Source organism: Prosthecobacter fusiformis (assembly GCF_004364345.1).
GTDB classification, from domain to species: Bacteria; Verrucomicrobiota; Verrucomicrobiia; order Verrucomicrobiales; family Verrucomicrobiaceae; genus Prosthecobacter; species Prosthecobacter fusiformis.
The window spans coordinates 32,688-50,860 of sequence record NZ_SOCA01000009.1 but is presented as its reverse complement, the minus strand read 5'-3'; the positions used below and the strand labels follow the sequence as shown (position 1 = coordinate 50,860).

The window sequence follows — 18,173 nt, the reverse complement described above, 5'->3', positions numbered from 1 at the left end:
GAGAGGTGGTTGGGGGACCTCTTTAAAACGATGGATGCTGGGCCAACCTTCAGCGTCTGATCATTCCTCGATTTTTTTCTCGATCTTGATCTTCGGAATCTTGGTGCCCAGCTTGCCTGCCACGTCTTCAAAGAAATTGCCGCCTTCGGTTTCTTTGTGGTGGCGCATATACAGACCGGCCAGAAGCGCGGCGATAAAAAGGCCGATAACCACGATGGCTGTGCCGCATCCGCCGCCTTCGCTTTGCGGATAACCGCTTCTTTTCACCTGCGGATTCCGCTTGGGTGGTGCCGGGCGGTAGTTGGCCTTCATCACCGGTGGCGGGGGTTCAGCCGCCTTTACCTCAGGCTGTGGGACGTAAGCAATGGCGGGTGCCTCCCCAGCAGCGAAAACGGCCTGCACATCCCCGAATCCGATCCGGTCACCGTCCTGGAGTTGAGCTTCTTCGATCTCAACGCCGTTCACACGCGTACCATTGCTGGATTTCAGATCACTGATGAAGCAGCCATTGTCAGAAAGCTCGATCACCGCATGGTGCCCAGATACCGAAGAAAACTCCAGTACGACCACGCTGTCCGGGTGCCGTCCGATGGTGGTCGTACCCTCATCAAGCGTATGATTCAAAGTCGTTCCATCTTCGAGGTAGAATATAAGCGTGGCCATGATGCGGGATACGGGACGGTGCTTGATTTGATGAACGCCAGAGTGGCAAATCAATCTAGTCACACAGAAACTTGGCTTTTTCGCGATGCAATGCCTATGTTGGGCAAAGATTGTCTTTTGCACCCCCGCGTCCCATGACCCGCTCCTTTTCCCCACTGCTCACTTCCAGGTCCGTTTTCACCATCCTGGCAGCCTTTTTTGTCCTCGCCCTGACCTCTCCGGTGACCGCCGCGCCAGAGGATGACGCTGAAGACGCCGCCCAGGCGATGGCCCGAGACCTGGAAAAAGAGGGTTACATCTTCCGCGCTGAAGCCTGGACGGGGGAGATCGGCAAGGAGATCGGCAAGGCCGTGAAGATGCAGCTTTTCAAAGGCAACGAATACTGCATCGGTGTAGCTGTGCCGCGCAAGGCCGGGGTCCACATCAGCGGATCCGTCCTGGATTTCGCCGGGCAGCCCGTGGGCGAGATCCAGCCGGTGCTGGAAGGCTGGGGATTCCTGCTTTTCTTCAAGCCTAAAAAGACGGGCGTTTACGTCGTCACCATCCACCAGACAGAGGCTGGCAAGCAAAAGAACACTGCCTTCGCCATCATCACCGGTTACAAATAAGGGTCGTTCCTGTCATAGAAGGTCCCCGGTTTTGAAGGAATTTGGGACTTGTTACGTCTAACAGACAGACCGTCATGAAAGCCTTCACGCCACTCTTTCTCACCCTGCTGGCTGCGGCCCAGTTGAGCGCCGCCCCCTTGGCCTCCATTTCCACCCTGACTGGCAAGACCTACCGGCAGTGTGAAATCGTCAAAGTCCACCCGGACGGAGTCTCTTTCACCCATGCTAATGGGGCCGCGAAGGTGCTGTTCACCGACCTGTCCCAGGAATGGCGCAACCGGCTAGGGTATGATCCTGCCAAGGCTGCCGCTTATCAGCGTGAGCAGGAGGAGCGCCGCCAGGAGCAGGCTGCTATCCGGCGTGAACATGAGCAGCAACGCAGTGAAGCCTTGCTCATGGCCCAGCAGATGGAGCTGGCCCGTCTGCGCGGTATCGAGGTCCAGGCCCGCGCCGCCCAGGAGGCTGCTGCCAAGGCCCCGCAGAACACCGCCTCCGTGGTCCCAGTCCTGCCTGCCATTGGTGCCGTCCATGACAGCAGCGACTATCGCGGTGTCGGCTACCGGGATTCATCGTTTGGATACTACCCGCCGTACAATGGCTTCGGGGGCTACTACGGCGGAGGATATTATGGTGGAGGATACAGCTATCCGATCTATCGCAGTTGCGCTCCTTTCCATGGCTCTCACCACCACTTTGGCAGCAGCATCCGAGGCCGTGTCGGGGGTGTGACCTTCAGCATTGGGCGTTAAAGATTCTTGTTGGCGCGGATGCATCGGACCCGCCATGCTCAGCGGACATGGCCCTCCTCGAAGTCTGCAACCTCACCAAACGCTGGCCCAATGGCCGACTGGCGCTGGATGATGTGAGCTTCGAAATGCGCCAGGGGGAGATCCTTGGTCTGCTGGGCCACAATGGCGCAGGAAAAAGCACCATCCTGGGCATCACTCTCGGCATGGTCAGGCCGGATGAGGGGGAAGTGCGCATCGCAGGCCATTCGGTCCAGCAGGAACGGTCCCGTGCCCTGAGCCACGTCGGGGCCATTTATGAGGCTGCCCATTTTTATGAATACCTGTCTGGCTGGCAAAACCTGCGCGTGCTTTGCTCCCTCTCTGGCTGGTGGGATGAGGACGAGGCCAAGCGCATCCTGAAGCTGGTGAATCTGGCGGACCGTGCCCATCATAAAACGAAGACCTACAGCCACGGCATGCGGCAACGCCTCGCCCTGGCCCAGGCCTTGCTGCCCTTGCCGAAGTGCCTGCTGCTGGATGAACCGACGGATGGTCTGGATCCCGAAGGTATTCGTGAGTTCCGTGAGTTCGTCCTCAAACTCCGCTCGGATCTCGGCATGACCATCCTGCTGAATTCCCACCTCCTGGCTGAAGTGGAGCAGATGTGCGACCGCTGTGTCATCCTCAAACAAGGCCGCAAAATGTACGAAGGCCCGGTCCCCTCGCAGGAAAAAAAGCAGGGTGTCTTCCACCTGCAAACGCGGGATCTGGCCAAGGCCAAAGAAGCCATTTCCAGCGCTGGAGCCATGCTGGATCCCGTGACGCAACTTGTGGAGCTGCCACCTCACCTACTAGGCCATGAATTGCTGAAATCTCTTGTCGAAGCGGGTGTCCGTGTGGACTCCTGGCAGCCGCATAAACCGACCCTGGAAGAATTTTACCTCGGCCTAACCGGCGCATGATCCTCTTTTTCCGCCAGTGGCAGGGTGAACTGCTGAAGCTCTTTGCCAGACGCCGCACGTTCATCGGGTTCGGGGTGTTTCTGGCACTGGAAGCCTTCATCCTGTTTCGCCTGCGGACAGGCGGACTCAGAAATATGATCAACGGCGCGCTGGCCCGCCAGGGAGCTTCGCTGGAATATTATGACTCTGCGCTCACCATGGCACTGCAGGTCCTGGGCATCTCCTGCTTTCTCCTGGGGGGGATCTATGTGACGCTGGTGGCGGGTGACATCGTGGCCAAGGAAAATGAAGACGGGCACTTCCGGTTGTTGCTGGTGCGGCCCATCAGCCGACTGCGGCTGCTGACGATCAAGTTTCTCACCTGCTGCTGCTACACGGTGGTGCTGGTGCAGTTCATGGCGGGGTCATCTTTTTTGTTAGGCGTGGCGATCAAGGGCTGGGGTGGCGGGTTTTTTGCCCTGCTGCTGGTGGATAACATCAGCGAGCTGCATGACTGGGGAAACGGCCTCTACCATTATGCGACCGCCAGCCTCTTTCTGGCCTTTGCGATGACGGTCATCAGTTCCATCGCCTTTTTCCTCTCCTGCTTTTCCATCAAACCCGCAGCGGCCACCATCGGTGCACTCTCTTATGCATTGAGTGACCTCATTCTGAAACAGACCCCTTACATGCAGGATTACGAGCACTTCTTGCTCACGAAACACATCGCAGTCTGGGGGCAGTTGCTGCTGGCCGCGCCGGACTGGGCGGTGGTCCTCAGATCCTTCACCGTCCTGGCTGCCGTCAATGCCTCCCTCTTCATCGTGGGCGCAGCCATTTTTGAATCCAGAGACCTCAAATCATGATCCTGATCGAGACCGTTAAAGAACTGCGCGCTTGGAGAAAATCTGCTGGCCGGGTGATCTTTGTGCCCACCATGGGTGCTCTGCATGATGGCCACGCCGCCCTCGTCCGTGAAGCCCGTCACATGGCCGGAACCGATGCCCAAGTGGCCGCCAGCATCTTTGTGAACCCGCTTCAATTTGGGCCTAACGAAGACTTTGACCGCTACCCGCGGACCCTGGAGGCGGACCTCGCCATCTGCCAGGCAGCCGGTGCGGACATGGTCTTTGCCCCCGGTGTGAAGGAAGTCTATCACGCTGACCGCAGCATCCAAATCCGCGAAAGCAGCCTGTCCAACGTCCTCTGCGGAGCCAGCCGCCCCGGCCACTTTGACGGCGTGTGCACCGTGGTGGCGAAGCTCTTCAATCTCGTCCAGCCTGACGATGCCGTCTTTGGCAAAAAGGACTATCAGCAGCTCGCCATCATCCGCCGTCTGGTCCGCGACCTCAATTTCCCAGTGGAGATCCACGGCCTGGAAACCGTGCGCGAAGACGACGGCCTGGCCATGAGCTCCCGCAACCGCTACCTCAGCCCTGCAGAACGCGCCCAGGCCCCCGCTCTGCGTGCGGCTCTGGTCAAAGCCCGCGATGCCTGGCAGGCTGATGTGACCGGTGGCTGTCATCTGCTCCACATCATCCACCAGCACCTCGCCGAGCACGCCACACTCGGCCGCAAAGACTACATCGCCCTCGTGGACCGCCATACCCTCCAGCCCCTGGACATCGTCCAAAACGACGGGCTTATTGCGCTCGCAGTGTTCTTCGACAAGGCGCGGCTGATTGATAACATTGAACTGGTGAGGTAAGTTCTTTAAACTCCTTCATCTTCTTCACCGACCATGTCCGACCCCAAACCCCGCCAGCCTAAAACCATCACCCTCGAAATGCTTCAGAAGATGTTCGTGAACATCTCTGAAAAGACGGATTGGGACATGACGAGCGAGATGTTGTGGGGGTACTTTTTCACTCATCATGAGCCGGGAGCTTTGGAAGTAGCGCGGGATCTCCTGGTGGAACAGGGCTACCGGTTTGTGAATATTTACCAGCTCGAAGAAGAAGATCCGAATGCCCCGCGCCCCTGGTGGCTACATTTGGAAAAGGAGGAGACTCATACCCCCGCCAGCCTGGATGTCCGCAATGATGAGCTGTATCAGTTCGCCTATGATCAGGGCCTGGACAGCTATGATGGCATGGACATCGGGCCGATTGAGACGGAAGGGGAATAGATCGCAAGCATTACGGGCTAAGATTCGGATTTGAGGGCAGGGTGACCATTAAGGCTTGTTTCGAGCCGGTGTTTTTGGTCAAGTGGGCACAGTTTTTATCCGATCATGCGCCCGCGCTTCTTTATCCTAACCTTCCTCCTCGGTTTCGCAGTTCTTGCGGCTGTGTTTTTCGGTAGCAGGCTCCTTTCTAGAAGCAGCCTGTTCCGGGCACTCGCAGGCTCCTATGAAGAGGCGGCAGATGTCAAAGCCCTGAGGGCGGAGTTAAAGGCATATACTGCGCAGGCGTCTAAGTTGTCGGCGGAAGAAGCTGCTGGCCAATGGCTGGTTTTGTTTGATGCGTGGACGCAGGTGTACCAGGACATTGAGTTTGAGAAACTGGTGGAGGTTTTGCCGCCTGTGCAGACTTGGGATGCTCTGGCGGAGGCGATAGAAAAACGTCCCCAGAATATGGAGCCGCTGCAGAGGCAGTGCCTCATCCTGATGAGCGCTGTCCTGCGGGATGATTCGCAAGGCCGCCAGCAAGCGATGGCGGGGCTTCGCGACCTGATCACGAAGTATCCCAAGATAGCCAAGCATGGCGTGTCTTATTTCCAGGAGTCGGTGGATCGTATCGGGCGCACGCTGGATACTTTGGCCGGGAGTCCACAGGAACAAGTAGCCGCCCTGGCGGCGACATTAGACGCCTATGAGAAGGATGAGAGCATGGTGGAGGAAATCCTGATTCCGGACCTGCTTCAGGAGGCCGATGAGGCCACGGTGGCTCCGCTTATCGCCCGTGCGCTGCGGCTAAAGGCTGGCATCAGCGTCAGCGGAAAACAAACGCGTCGTCTCACGTCCAAGCTGGCCCTGGAAAATCTGCCGGATTTGAAAAGACCTGTGTGGGAGTTCGTCGAGACCGAGGCGGACCTGCCGCTTTATGAGGGACTGGTGAAGAAGTTTCCCGATGATGATTCGTCCCACCGGAGCGATGCGGAAAGACTCTACCTGCTGCACCTGATTGCCGCAGGCCGGACGGAAGAGGCCATGGCTTTCACCCTGAACCGGATTGGGAATGAAAGTGGAGTTCAACTGACTCTTCACGCGGCAGATATTGATGCCATGCAAAAGCAGGGCTTTGGGCGGCAGATGCTGGATTTTCTGCGCACGATGCTGAGCCAGCAGCCTGCCTTGCCTTTGTGGCAGGTGTTCATTGAGCTGTCTGCTCACGAGGGACAGTCCAGGGAAGCGTTGCAACTCCTGCGTGAAGCTGTGGCCAAACCCGCTCTGGCGGGTAGGGCGAGGAGCGAGGTGGAAGGCTGCCTTTACCGTGCACTGCTGGCTGCCGATGAGGTGGATGAAGGGGTGAAAATCCTCCGCGAGATGGTGAAAAGAGGGCCTGCAAAAACGACAGCAAGCCCCGCCTCGATCTCGCTCGATAAACTGCCAGAGGAGGTGAAAAGCAAATTGTCACCGGAAGCGCAACGCAATCTCCAGTTTATCGCCAACCATCGGCAGGACACGCCCGAAAGGGAGCAGATAGACCTTGCTGAAGTGCTCCTCAGCCTGGGGCTTTTACTGAACATGCCAGAGCTGGTGGATGAAGCCGTCGCTGGGGCTTTGGCTGCTTATGCCCAGATTCCCGAGGAGGGGACTGGAAGCGTGAGCGAGATGTGGACGGTGACGGACATGTTGGTCAAAGCTGGCCGCAGCAGCACAGCGGAAACATTTCTGAAGGACCGACTGGTCCGTGCTTCCAATTCAGGATCGCAGAGGCGCTTTTTGCATAGGACGCAGGACATATTGGTGACGCTGATGGGGGTGTACGATAAGGCGGGGCAGTATGGGGAGATCGTCCAGCTTCTAGATACCTCCCCAGGCTGGCGGGCAAAGGATCTGGCCGATCTTGCGCAGACATCCTTCCGCGATTCCGTATTGGTGATGGTAGCCAAGGCCCTGGCGGAGACAGGCAAAACTGACGTTGCGAGGCGCATCGCTCAGCGGGCTGTGCAGCAGCGCCCGGACAAGGACTCCGCGTATGCTCTTTTGCTAAGCCTGGGCGGAGACGATTTGGAAAGCCGCCTGGATGCCCTTCAGGCCGCCCATCGTTTTCAAGAGAGGCCGCTCATCTGGAAGGCCCAGTTGCAACTCAATCAAGGGCGGCTGGAGGAAGCGGAAAAGTCCGTCCGCGCGGCCATCGCGATTGACCCCAGCGATGGTGAACAGGGGAAAGGCGACCGCATGCGGGCCTATGCCGTCCTTGCGGATATCCTGGAAAAAAAGGGAGATGCGGAGCAGGCCGCCACCATGCGCGGTGCGGTGAAGGCCATCCGCATTTCGGAAAATGCGGATGACTGGTGGAATGCCGGGCTGCTCTCCCGAGCCGTGGCCAGGTATGAGGAGGCGCTCACCCATTTTGCGGATGCCTACTGCATCCAGTCACGACTGGCCTTGCGCTACAGTGAGCTGGGAGACTTCGCCAAGGCGGAGATGCATTACCGGCGTGCGTTTGAGCTCATGCCGGACAGCTTTGGCCGCGTGGAAAGCCACTGCTTCGGCTGCGAGGGAGCGTTCAAGGGCAAACGTGCCCAAAACATCGCGGATCAGGTCTTCACCCGCCTGGCCCTGAAAATGCCGGACAAACCGCAGATCTCCTACCTCCTGGGCTACCTGCGTGATCAGCAGGGGAACCACACCGAAGCCGTCAGCCATTACCGCCGTGCGGTGACACTGGACCCGGATTACCTCAATGCCTGGAAAAAACTCCTCGCCACCACGGATCATGTGCCCATGCCCAGGGCGGAGCGGGAGCAGGCCACCCTGGCTCTCTTTCGCCTGGATCCTGCCACCCAGAACAAGGGGCTGGAATCCATGGCCAGTCTGCCATTGCTTTGGGAAGCCATCCTGGCGGCTGAGGCTGCACAGCTAAGGCCTGAAACGGGTCCCCTTTATCCGCTGACGGCTGCCGCGGAATTCGCGGCCAAAAATCGTGACCTCAGACGTGAACTGGAATACAAGGAGCGCCGTGAGGCGGAGGATAACGGCTACCGGAAGCACCTGGGGCAGAACCGCCTGATGCAGACCGTCGGGCAGATGTTTGATCAGGTGAACCAGGGTCGGTTTTAAAAACAGCAGAGTTTTGCCCCCCAAACAAGCCGCTGGCGCAATGTGCCAAGCTCGCCATGCTGGAGGCCGTCATGAGCCCGTCGTGGACGAGAAGCAGCGCAGTTTCCCAACCAGGAAATCCCATCCGGTCCGCCGACCGGGAGGCGGGGCATGATTCCAACCCGCCTATCCTCTTGTGACTGATTACGATTTCATCATTGTCGGCAGTGGTGCCGGTGGTCTGAGCGCGGCCCTGCATGCCTCTGAGCATGGCACAGTGGCCATCCTCACTAAACGCGGAGCGCTGGACTCCAATTCTAACTGGGCCCAGGGCGGCATCGCCTGCGTGACCAGCGAGGAAGACAGCATCGAGCAGCACGTCAGTGATACCCTCATCGCCGGCGCGGGCCTTTGCAATGAAGCGGCGGTGCGCACCATCGTCACCGAAGGGCCGGACCGCATCGCCGAGCTGGTGAAATGGGGCGTGCACTTCGACCAGCGCGAAGCCTCCGACGGCCACCTGGAATTTGACCTGACGCGCGAGGGCGGGCACTCCCAGCGGCGCGTGCTTCATGCTGCCGATGCCACTGGACGGGAGCTGACGGAAAAGCTGCTGGCCGCTGTCAAAGAGCGGCCCAACATCACGCTCTACGAAAATCACTTTGCCATTGATATCATCACCACGGCCAAGCTTGGTTTTGTCACGGAGGACCGCGTGCTGGGCCTCTACGTGCTCAATGAAACCACGCATGAAGTCGTCACCTTCCGCTCGGATCGCGTCGTGCTTTCCACCGGCGGCAGCGGCCGTGTGTACCTTTACACCACCAACCCGCGTGTGGCCACCGGGGATGGCGTGGCCATGGCCTGGCGGGCCGGGGCCAGCATCGCAAACATGGAGTTCATCCAGTTTCACCCCACCTGCCTCTATCACCCGCAGAAGCGCTCCTTCCTCATCACCGAAGCCATGCGAGGCGAGGGTGCCCGGCTGATCGATAATAAGGGGCAGGAATTCATGCACCGTTATGATCCGCGCGGCTCCCTGGCCCCGCGTGACATCGTCGCCCGCGCCATTGATAGCGAGATCAAGCGCACCGGCGGCCCCTGCGTGTATCTGGACATCTCCCACCGTCCGGCGGAGTTTATCCTCAGCCACTTCCCGAACATCTACAAAGCCTGCCTGGAGGTGGATATCGACATCACCAAGCAGTCCATCCCCGTCGTCCCCGCAGCTCATTACCAGTGTGGCGGCGTCGTTACGGATGTGAATGGTGCTACCCGAATTCGAGGCCTCTGTGCCGTAGGGGAGGTCGGTTGCACCGGCCTGCATGGGGCCAACCGCCTGGCCAGCAACTCCCTGCTGGAGTGCCTCGTCATTTCCCACCGTGCTGTGGATCACATGCTGCGCAAGATGCCCATCGGCAAAGAGGCCGAGCAGATTTACTCGGTGCCCCCATGGCAGAGCGGTGAGGCTGTGGACAATGACGAGCTCGTCGTCATCTACCACAACTGGGATGAAATCCGCCGCCTCATGTGGGATTACGTCTCCATCCTGCGCACCACCAAGCGCCTCCAACGCGCCGCCGCCCGCCTGCGCAATTTAAAGCGCGAGGTCCAGGAGTTTTACTGGAACTTCCGCATCACCAGCGAGCTCCTGGAACTCCGCAACCTCGTCGAAACCGCCTCACTCATCGTCGAATGCGCCATCCGCCGCCATGAGAGCCGGGGGCTGCATTTCACGCTGGATTACCCGGAGAAAGACTCCGCGCGTGAGCCTGCGGATACGACGCTGAGGCGGTATTAGTGCAGTAACCATCACTCTCCGAGTGATGCGTTTTTGATATTCACTTTGGTAAGACCTCGCAGGAGATTCGACCTCGACAGGCTTCGACCTCGCTTCGCATCCCTCGGAGAGTGATGACTACTGTACTTGAGTATCATCCCCCATCACTTCGCTACCAAAGAAGCGGCACGCCATAGGCCGCAAAATTCCTGTCACAGCTTAGGATGGTCATGCCCTCCACCTGGGCCTGCGCGATCAGCAACCGGTCAAAGGGATCGCCATGATGCTTTGGCATGGCGATCAATGCCTGATAGTGCCGTAAATCTTGGCCCATCATTTGGAATCCGTTGGCCTTCACCACCTGCGAAAAGAGAATTTCATAGTCCAGTTTCAGCTGGATCTTCCCAAGGCTCACTTTTATAGCCACTTCCCAAGCCGTGGCATGGCTGACGTAACGCTCGTTGCTTTCATCTTCCATGGCAGCACGCGCTTTTGCGCTGAGTGAGGCGTGGCCTTCGCAAAACCATAGCAAGGCATGAGTATCAATCAGAAGCTTCATGCAGAATACTCTCCAAAATCCTCCAGCGGCTCATCAAAATCGGGAGCCATCCATATCAGGCCTCGCAAACAACCAAAACCCTTCAGACTCGCAGATTCGGCCGCCTCTCCTGGATTGTCCAGAACAGGCTCCAAGACAGCCTTGACCCGAACGGCCTGCTGAGGTTTCCACCCCGCTGGCAAGGGCAAATGCAACGTTCCGTCGGGCGATGGATTGAGGATCGCAGTGAGGGTGCTCATGCCTTCAACATAATTCATCCATCTCACCCGTAAAGACCTGCTTTCCAACCGCGCTGGTTGGCCGGAGACAAGGTTGTCATCAGCCACAGCGCGGCCGCAGAATCCGAAACTCATCACTCGGATCGCCGCAGTCGCGGGACAGGGAGTGATGACTACAGTACTTGAGCATCCCCCCCTCCCGGTCTACCGTCCGCCTCCCACCGGATGAAGGACACGCTCGAAGATCTCGAAAAATTCATCATTGATGTCATCATCCACAATCGTCGTGGCATGCGGGCGGCGTTTTTGCGCATGGCGTTCTGGTTTTTGTCCGGCATTTATTCTGGGGCGGTGAGGCTGCGCTTGTTACTATATCGGGAGCGTTACCTGCACGACCATCACCTGGGGGTGCCGGTGATCAGCATTGGAAACATCACGGTGGGTGGCACGGGCAAGACGCCAGTGGTGGAGCTTTTTGCCAAGGCCCTGCTGGCCCAGGGGCGGCGGGTGGCCATCCTGAGCCGGGGTTATAAAAGCAAACGACAGCGCAAGATCCCCACGAGCTGGCGCATCGCGGCCAAATTGGGTCTGGTCCGCAAGCCGCGCGAGCTGCTGCCGCGTGTGGTCTCGGACGGTGAAAAGGTGTTGCTGGATTCTTACGTGGCCGGTGATGAGCCCTTCATGCTGGCGCAAAACTGCAAAGGCGTGCCCGTGGTGGTGGACCGCAACCGCGTGAAGGCGGGTGCCCATGCCATCCGTAAATTCGGTGCGGATGTGCTCATCCTGGATGACGGCCTGCAATACCTGAAGTTGAAGCATCGCCATGACATCGTGCTGGTGGATAAAACCGCTCCGTTTGGCACCGGCTATATGCTGCCCCGCGGCACCCTGCGCGAGCCGCCCGCCAGCCTGCGCCGTGCCAGCTACATTTTCCTCACCAAATCCGATGGCGATAGCGGCGAGATCATTGAGCAGATCCGCAAACACAACGCCGTGGCGGAAATCATCGAGTGTCGCCACCGGCCGGTCCACTTTGAGCACATTCACACGGGTGAGCGTCTGCCGCTGGATGCTTTCCGGGGAAAGTATGTAGGGGCGTTGTCTGGCATCGCCGTGCCGGAGAGTTTTGAAAATAGCCTGCGCAAGCTGGGGGCCAAAGTCCACTGGACTGTCCGCTTCACGGATCACCACCGCTTCCAGGAAAAGGAGATCATCCAGTTCATTGACCGTTGTGAAAATGCGGATGCCCACGCCATCCTCACCACTGAAAAGGACTTCGTACGCTTCCCGAAATCGCTTCCCGATGACATCCCCATTTACTTCCTCCGGGTGGAGATCGAGATCATCAAGGGCCGGGAGATTTTTGACAAACTGGTGCGCCTGATCGCCGAGCCCCGCCACGTGACGCAAGGGCTTGTCAGTGCGGACCTGCTGGAGACGGCGGTATGAGCGAATCATCCACCATCGAGCTGACGCACCTTCAGTTAGGCCATCCTGCTGAAAAACGTCAGGACGTGGTGGCCCGGGAGGAGCCTTTGGAAATCCGGGTGGAAGGCCGCAGCGTGGCCGTGGTCATGCGCACTCCTGGACATGATGAAGAGCTGGTGGCCGGATTTCTCGTCACCGAAGGTGTCATCACCTGCGCACGGGATGTGCTGGAAATTTCCCAATGCCCCAGCGTTGGCAACAAGCATGGCAACATTGTGGACGTCCTGCTCGGCCGGGCCGTGGTGAACTGGGAATCCCTGACCCGTCATGTCTTCAGCGCCTCTAGCTGCGGTCTGTGCGGGAAGACGAGCATTGAATCTGTGTTTCAGAAGTTTCCAACGCTGAACCAAAACCAGTGCTCAGTGCGCAGTCCCCAGCCCTCAGATGAAGGTGCCGGGTCATTGCCAACTGAGAACTGCGCACTGAATACTGAACACTCCTCCTCTTCGCTCACACCTTCTTCCTTCCCTCCCATCTCGCCCGACCTCATCGCCTCCCTCCCGGCGAAGCTCCGTGCTGCTCAGGAGACTTTTTCCAAGACCGGCGGTCTCCATGCCAGCGCTCTGTTTGATGCCCAGGGGGAGCTCATTGTCATCCGTGAGGACGTGGGCAGGCACAATGCTCTGGATAAGGTGCTGGGTTACGCGCTGCAACGAAACTTGCTGCCGCTTTCGCAGCACATTTTGTTAGTTAGTGGCCGCGTTTCATTCGAGATCATCCAAAAGGCCCTGGCGGGCGGCATCCCCATCGTTGCCGCCATTTCTGCCCCCAGCAGCCTGGCGGTGGACTTTGCTCAGGATTCAGGCCAGACTCTCATCGGTTTCCTGCGTGGTGAAACGATGAACGTTTACACGCATCCGGAGCGCCTTCATTTTCCAACCCCAGCCTAACACCATGTCCAACTCCGTAAAAATTGTCGGTCCAGATTCCTCTGCCCCGGTCAAAATTTCCCCTCCTGCAGGCGCTGTGTATTCGAATGTCGCCCGCCTTTTTGCCACCCCGAATGAGGTCGTGCTGGATTTCGCCCTCAACCTGAATGCCTTTGGGCCGATGGTGGATGAAGAGGCCCAGATCGTCAGCCGTGTGGTGACTTCTTATGACGGTGCCAAGCGCCTGTGGATGCATCTCACCCAGACCTTGCAGGCCTATGAAAAGAAGTATGGCCCTATCGAGCTGGATGTGGCCAAGCGGATGAAAGAGGCACCGTAATTGAGCAGCCTTCTGTTGTTGCAAGATACCTTGTTGGATACTCGGTAAAACGGTGACCGATCTACCGTAGATGTTCCATGCCCATGCCCCCCATGTCCCGCTTTTTCCTCCCGCTTCTCATCGCCTCTGCGATGCCTCTTCACGCAGCTCTCTTAAAGCTGGCGGATTTTGAAACCGGTGATGTGACGCAGTTGCGAATCCAACAAGGATCTCCGGATGCGGTGACCTTGGTGACTTCTCCTGTTCGTGCGGGCAAATACGCGGCCAAGATGCTCCTGCGCGCCACCGATCCCGAAGTCGCCAAAGGTCAGCGTGCTGAGTTCACGGATGACCGCACCAAGATCCAGATGGACACGGAGTACTGGTATGGCCTCAGCTTATACTTGCCGGGTGAATTCAAGGCCCCGCAAAAGCGCGATGCCGTGCTCTTTCAATGGCATACCCAGCAGGGCGGCCCCAGCCCCGTGCTGGCCATCCGCGTGCAGGGTGACGAATGGGTCATCACCAGCGATGCCATCCCTGGCGGCAAGCGCCGCAGAATGAAACGGCTGCCCATGCAAAAGGACGTCTGGACGGATTGGGTCGTCCATGTCCGCTGGGCCTCCGATACCACCGGCTTCTGGAGCATCTGGAAAGACGGCGTGGAGGTGATCAACGAGAAAGACATCATCACCCAGTATCCTGAGAAACTCGGCCCCTACGCCAAGTTTGGCCAGTATCACAGTGTGGAGGAAACGGACCGCAATGTGATCTATGCGGATGAATACCGAGTTGCTGGCCCAGAGGGCAGCTATGAGATGGTGGCTCCGCCGAAAGCCCGCTGAACTGCGTGCCGGGTGCACTGCTTACAGCCCCACGGCCTTGCGCGGGTTCGTATCCAGCAGCAGTTCCAGCTCGGCTTTGGTCAGTCCCAGGGACTGCTGGCCGTTGGAGAGGATGCGGGGAATCGTCACGGTGCTGCCGACGAAGTGGGAGCCGTCTGGTGAGCGGGCCACGAGGTCCTCGCCAATCTTGATGTCCCAGCCTGCCAGTTTGTAGTTTCCTGGGCCCAGCCGGGCGGCGGAGATGGCATCCGTCACAAAGATGGTTTTTTCCAGCCCGGCACTACGGAGGTAATTAATGAGGGCAAAAAAATCAATGTGCACGCCATCCGGGATGAAGCAGAGCCATAGACGGTCCCGCAAAGAGAGTGCGCGGTGGATGATGTTATCATGCCGGTGCATGAGCATGGGGCAGCCATTGCCCACGTGGGTGAACATGCTCAGGCCGTGCTCCGTCGCTGCGCGGAGCTGGTCCAGAGAAGGATTGCAATGCCCGGCGGAGACGGTGATGCCGTTCCTGGAAAGAAACTCCGTGACGTGATAGTCCGCGTCATGCTCAGGGGCCAGGGTGATGATCTTGGTGAGGCCACCTGCCGCATCCAGCAGGCGTTTGGTATCCTCCAGATTGGCTGGCTTTACGCATTGCGGAGGATGGGCACCCACGTAGCCTTTTTCCGGATTGATGAACGGCCCTTCAATGTGAATGCCTGCGATCACCTCCTTGGCCAGAGGATCGTTTTCACGCAGCTCCACCAGCCGGCTCATGCGCCGCTCCAGCGTGGCGATGTCATCCGTGATGAACGTGGCCAGGATGGAATCACAGCCATCTTCCCGCAGGCAGTGGCAGGCATGGTGGAGGGCTTCAGCCGTGAGGCTGTCGCCGTTGAAGTCGGTGCCTGCGTAGCCATTGACCTGGAGATCGAGCGGTTTCATGAGATGGGTTGGAACTGTCCATCAGACTACAGGAAAACAGCGAGTCATTGCGACCACGGATGTTGCCTCCTTGTGTGCTTTTGTGATGGAGGCTTTCAGCCGGTGATGTCCATCACTTGCAGGAGGGTCGTCCGCAGCAGCGCAGACTCATTATCCTGCAGGGCGCGGTTTTTAACCAAGGCGAGTTGCAGCATGCCCAGCCGGGTCTGGCAGGGGATGATGGTCAGAGTATCTCCCGTCGTCAGGATTTGATGAAGGACCTGTGTGGCACCGCTGGCGGCTTGGGCACTGGCACGGATGGCCGCATTCCAGGCCATCATGGTGGAAAGAACCAGGCCGGATTTCCGCGGTGGCCCCCAAAGCAGATCGCCATATTCGTCCACGATCAAAAGTTCACCCGTGCCCGATAGCTCGATCGCCCAAGCGGCAAAGGTATCCAGACGCTCTTTGACGGAGGCGCCGGGTGCCATTTCGATGGCGGGTGGCTGGATCGCCGGAGGAGCTGAAATAGGCTCTGCTACGGCAGGCTGAATGACCTCAGGAGCTACATTTTCAGCCGATGGTTCCGGCGTGGAAGGAAGCGTAGAATTCGGTTCCGGGTCAGAGGCTTGAGGCGTTAGCAGCCCAGCATGAATGGCCTTGTCGCGGATGGCTTGGAGGCGCTGGCGGAAGGCTGCCAGGTTGGGCATGCTGCTGTCTCCAGCTCCAGTGACCGGTGCGGCAGCAGTCCCTGAGGCATCGACCACGAGCGGTTCGACCGGTTCAGGCTCAGGCATCGGCCCTCTCGCCTGGGGGCGAACCGGAGGGCGCAGAGATTCAGCGAGGTTAGCGACCTCTTCAGGGTCAATCCAGGAGACTTGCATGGTTGTCAGAGGCTTCGCGTTCCTGGAGCAGCCCGGTGCGTTGTTCGATTTCTGCGGCGAGCTGATCAAAAATCAGCGCCTCAGGAGGAGGGTTCCGTTTGACCAAAGCCACAGGCACACCCATGGCGCTGGCCTCGAGAAAGGAAGGCATGCGGGGCACATTTTGGTCGAACATGAGGTCCGCTGGCAGCAGCGCGCGCAGTTCAGTGACCACTTTTTGGCTGATGGGATTGTCACTCATCACCATGGTCAGGAGGATGCCGGCCACCTTCACACCCGCGCCTTCAGCGCGAAAGCGGGACAAAGTCTCCAGCATGTGCGGGACGCTGCGCACGGCCAGCGGCTCCGCCTGCTGAGGCAGAAGGACAAAATCACAGGCCTTCACCACGGATTCAGACATGCCGTTTAAACCGGCTGCTGTGTCCATGATCAGGCAATCAACGCCCTTCAGCTCCGCCGCACGCAGGAGGTCTGCCAGACGGCCCGGCACCTCCGTGGGGGACCAGCCCTGCCGCGCACAGGCATCATACTGGCCTGAAGGCAGGATTTGCAGTTCCGGCAGGCGCGTGGAGAGGACCAGCTTGTTAAAATTCTTTTCGCCCATCAGGAAATCATAGAATCCCTGCTTGGCTTTAGTGGACCGTGCCAGGGACAAACCCACGCCGCCCTGGGGGTCCGTATCCACGAGAAGCGTGTTCCACCCGCGCCTGGCGAGGGAATACGCAAGGTTGATGCACAGTGTGGTTTTACCCACACCGCCTTTTTGGCTGGCCGTTGCAATGGCGATCACAATGCGCAGATAGCCGAGAGAGAGAGATTTTGCAGCCGCTTTTTTTAACGTCTTGCACATCGCCTTAAAAGAAATGCCAGCCATGCAAAGATACCGAGGCCGCTGACGTTTTTAAAACGTGCCCGCGCCTGTCCTTTTTCGCCTTGGTTTCCTCGCCCTGCCGCTGCTGCTGAATGCGCTGCCACAGATCGGCACTGCCGCCGAGCCCCTGGCTCAGGATTTTAGCATCGTCTGGCACAATCCAAATCCGGAGGCCTATGTCGAAGGCCCCGGTCTGGTCCGTCTAGACGATGGCTCCCTCCTGGCCGTTGTGCCGGTGGTGCCCCGAGAGGAATGGAGCGAGGAAAGACGCCAGGAGCAGAGCCTGACCCACATCCTTCGCAGTACGGACAAAGGCGAAACGTGGCAACTCCTCACCGATCTGCCTTATTACTCCGCCGTGCCCTGGACGGATAAAGGCACACTGTATCTTTTTGCCAACAAAGGCGGTCCCAAAAACGCCCGCAATGCCGACCTCCTCCTGCTGCGCAGCAGTGATGGTGGCCAAAGCTGGTCCGCACCCGTCACCCTTTTCAAAGGCAATCTCTGGAACTGCCACACCGCGATGGTCCAGCGAGACCGGAAGCTTTATTGGGCCATTGATGACCTGAGTTATGGCAAAGAACGCGGCCCGCGCCTCGTCGCCGGGGATCTTTCCCGCGATCCCATGGACCCGAAAGCCTGGCGACTCTCCGACGTGGTGAAATTTAAACCCGCCCCGGCGGAGCTCTCGGACCCGCGTTTCAAAGCCATGCAGGACCAGTGGCTGGAGCCAAACGTCGTAGAGATCGGTGGCCGCATCCGGGTGCTGGCCGCGCTTAAAGTCAGACGCCCCACCGTCTCCGGTCTCTGCGCCCTTTTTGATGCCACGGATGATGGTGCCAAGCTGGACCTCAAGTTCACCCAGTACAGCGCCATGCCGGGCGGGCATCTCAAATTCTGCGTCATTTATGATGAGGTTTCCGAGCTCTACTGGGCCACGACGAACATGGCCACCGACAGCCAAGACATCGCCGGTTTCCAGGAAGCCGCGCGCAAAAAAGGCCACTTCAGAGCCTCCGCCAATGACCGCCGTTTCCTCATGCTTCATTATAGTCTCGATGGCCTGAACTGGTTCCAGGCCGGCTGCATTGCCCAAGCCGCCAAGCTCTCCCAGTCCTTCATGTACGCCCGCCCCGTCATTGATGGGGACGACCTCGCCATCATCGCTCGCTCTTCCATCAACGCTCCTCATCAGCACGATGCCGACCACGCCACCTTCCACCGCGTGAGTAACTTCAGGAAGCTGGCGCTAAATCTGGTGCCTGAGAAGGAATAGCGCATC

19 protein-coding genes are annotated in these 18,173 nt (G+C 58.7%); 13 read left to right on the top strand and 6 right to left on the bottom strand.

Going from position 1 to position 18,173, the window contains the following annotated elements; all coding sequences use genetic code 11:
- Positions 1-60 precede the first annotated feature (60 nt).
- Positions 61-663, bottom strand: a complete 603-nt coding sequence (locus tag EI77_RS18535) for an FHA domain-containing protein (RefSeq protein ID WP_133796799.1) — start codon at positions 661-663, stop codon at positions 61-63.
- A 134-nt stretch (positions 664-797) separates the two neighbouring features.
- Between EI77_RS18535 and EI77_RS18530 the strand changes: the two genes are divergently transcribed.
- The 8 genes from EI77_RS18530 (at position 798) to nadB (ending at position 9,950) form a co-directional block, all read left to right on the top strand.
- Positions 798-1,271 carry a hypothetical protein gene (locus EI77_RS18530; RefSeq protein WP_133796798.1) on the top strand — a complete coding sequence of 158 codons (474 nt, stop codon included), beginning with the start codon at positions 798-800 and terminating at the stop codon, positions 1,269-1,271.
- A gap of 74 nt (positions 1,272-1,345) precedes the next feature.
- Positions 1,346-2,020, top strand: a complete 675-nt coding sequence (locus EI77_RS18525) for a hypothetical protein (protein ID WP_133796797.1) — start codon at positions 1,346-1,348, stop codon at positions 2,018-2,020.
- Positions 2,021-2,067: 47 nt separating this feature from the next.
- Positions 2,068-2,961, top strand: coding sequence for an ABC transporter ATP-binding protein (locus EI77_RS18520; protein WP_133796796.1), 894 nt, complete (start codon positions 2,068-2,070; stop codon positions 2,959-2,961).
- Complete coding sequence (locus EI77_RS18515) at positions 2,958-3,806, top strand: ABC transporter permease (protein ID WP_133796795.1); 849 nt, start codon at positions 2,958-2,960, stop codon at positions 3,804-3,806. Before EI77_RS18520 ends, EI77_RS18515 begins: the two co-directional genes overlap by 4 nt.
- Positions 3,803-4,648, top strand: a complete 846-nt coding sequence (gene panC / locus EI77_RS18510) for a pantoate--beta-alanine ligase (RefSeq protein WP_133796794.1) — start codon at positions 3,803-3,805, stop codon at positions 4,646-4,648. Before EI77_RS18515 ends, panC begins: the two co-directional genes overlap by 4 nt.
- 33 nt (positions 4,649-4,681) lie before the next feature.
- Complete coding sequence (locus tag EI77_RS18505) at positions 4,682-5,068, top strand: ribonuclease E inhibitor RraB (protein WP_133796793.1); 387 nt, start codon at positions 4,682-4,684, stop codon at positions 5,066-5,068.
- A gap of 105 nt (positions 5,069-5,173) precedes the next feature.
- A complete protein-coding gene (locus EI77_RS18500) occupies positions 5,174-8,170 on the top strand; it encodes a tetratricopeptide repeat protein (RefSeq protein ID WP_133796792.1) in 2,997 nt (998 codons plus the stop codon).
- Positions 8,171-8,345: 175 nt separating this feature from the next.
- The gene (gene nadB, locus EI77_RS18495) at positions 8,346-9,950 is read left to right on the top strand and encodes an L-aspartate oxidase (protein WP_133796791.1); all 1,605 of its coding nucleotides are present in this window, start codon (positions 8,346-8,348) and stop codon (positions 9,948-9,950) included.
- Positions 9,951-10,101: 151 nt separating this feature from the next.
- Here the strand turns inward: nadB and EI77_RS18490 are convergent, their stop codons facing one another.
- Positions 10,102-10,488, bottom strand: coding sequence for a type II toxin-antitoxin system VapC family toxin (locus EI77_RS18490; RefSeq protein ID WP_133796790.1), 387 nt, complete (start codon positions 10,486-10,488; stop codon positions 10,102-10,104).
- The gene (locus tag EI77_RS18485) at positions 10,485-10,727 is read right to left on the bottom strand and encodes a DUF2281 domain-containing protein (protein ID WP_166647356.1); all 243 of its coding nucleotides are present in this window, start codon (positions 10,725-10,727) and stop codon (positions 10,485-10,487) included. The genes EI77_RS18490 and EI77_RS18485 overlap by 4 nt, the downstream gene beginning before the upstream one ends.
- 204 nt (positions 10,728-10,931) lie before the next feature.
- On the opposite strand from EI77_RS18485, the gene lpxK reads away from it, so the two are divergent.
- The 4 genes from lpxK (at position 10,932) to EI77_RS18465 (ending at position 14,227) form a co-directional block, all read left to right on the top strand.
- Positions 10,932-12,155, top strand: coding sequence for a tetraacyldisaccharide 4'-kinase (lpxK, locus tag EI77_RS18480; protein ID WP_133796788.1), 1,224 nt, complete (start codon positions 10,932-10,934; stop codon positions 12,153-12,155).
- Positions 12,152-13,084, top strand: coding sequence for a formate dehydrogenase accessory sulfurtransferase FdhD (locus EI77_RS18475; RefSeq protein ID WP_133796787.1), 933 nt, complete (start codon positions 12,152-12,154; stop codon positions 13,082-13,084). Before lpxK ends, EI77_RS18475 begins: the two co-directional genes overlap by 4 nt.
- Positions 13,085-13,088: 4 nt before the next feature.
- Positions 13,089-13,403 (top strand): DUF3467 domain-containing protein, encoded by a 315-nt coding sequence (locus tag EI77_RS18470; RefSeq protein ID WP_133796786.1) that lies wholly within the window; start codon positions 13,089-13,091, stop codon positions 13,401-13,403.
- Between the two features lie 92 nt (positions 13,404-13,495).
- On the top strand, positions 13,496-14,227 hold the full coding sequence (locus EI77_RS18465; protein ID WP_166647355.1) for a polysaccharide lyase family 20 protein: 732 nt from the start codon (positions 13,496-13,498) through the stop codon (positions 14,225-14,227).
- Positions 14,228-14,248: 21 nt separating this feature from the next.
- Here EI77_RS18465 and EI77_RS18460 read toward each other — a convergent pair whose 3' ends face one another.
- From EI77_RS18460 to EI77_RS18450, 3 genes are all read right to left on the bottom strand, one after another.
- Positions 14,249-15,157: an N-acetylglucosamine-6-phosphate deacetylase gene (locus tag EI77_RS18460; protein WP_133796784.1), complete on the bottom strand. Its 909-nt coding sequence runs from the start codon at positions 15,155-15,157 to the stop codon at positions 14,249-14,251.
- 95 nt (positions 15,158-15,252) lie between these two features.
- Positions 15,253-16,020, bottom strand: a complete 768-nt coding sequence (locus EI77_RS18455; protein WP_133796783.1) for a hypothetical protein — start codon at positions 16,018-16,020, stop codon at positions 15,253-15,255.
- A complete protein-coding gene (locus tag EI77_RS18450; RefSeq protein ID WP_133796782.1) occupies positions 16,001-16,894 on the bottom strand; it encodes a ParA family protein in 894 nt (297 codons plus the stop codon). Before EI77_RS18450 ends, EI77_RS18455 begins: the two co-directional genes overlap by 20 nt.
- A gap of 34 nt (positions 16,895-16,928) precedes the next feature.
- Here EI77_RS18450 and EI77_RS18445 point away from each other — a divergent pair, with 34 nt between their 5' ends.
- Positions 16,929-18,167: a sialidase family protein gene (locus tag EI77_RS18445; RefSeq protein ID WP_133796781.1), complete on the top strand. Its 1,239-nt coding sequence runs from the start codon at positions 16,929-16,931 to the stop codon at positions 18,165-18,167.
- Positions 18,168-18,173: the final 6 nt, after the last annotated feature.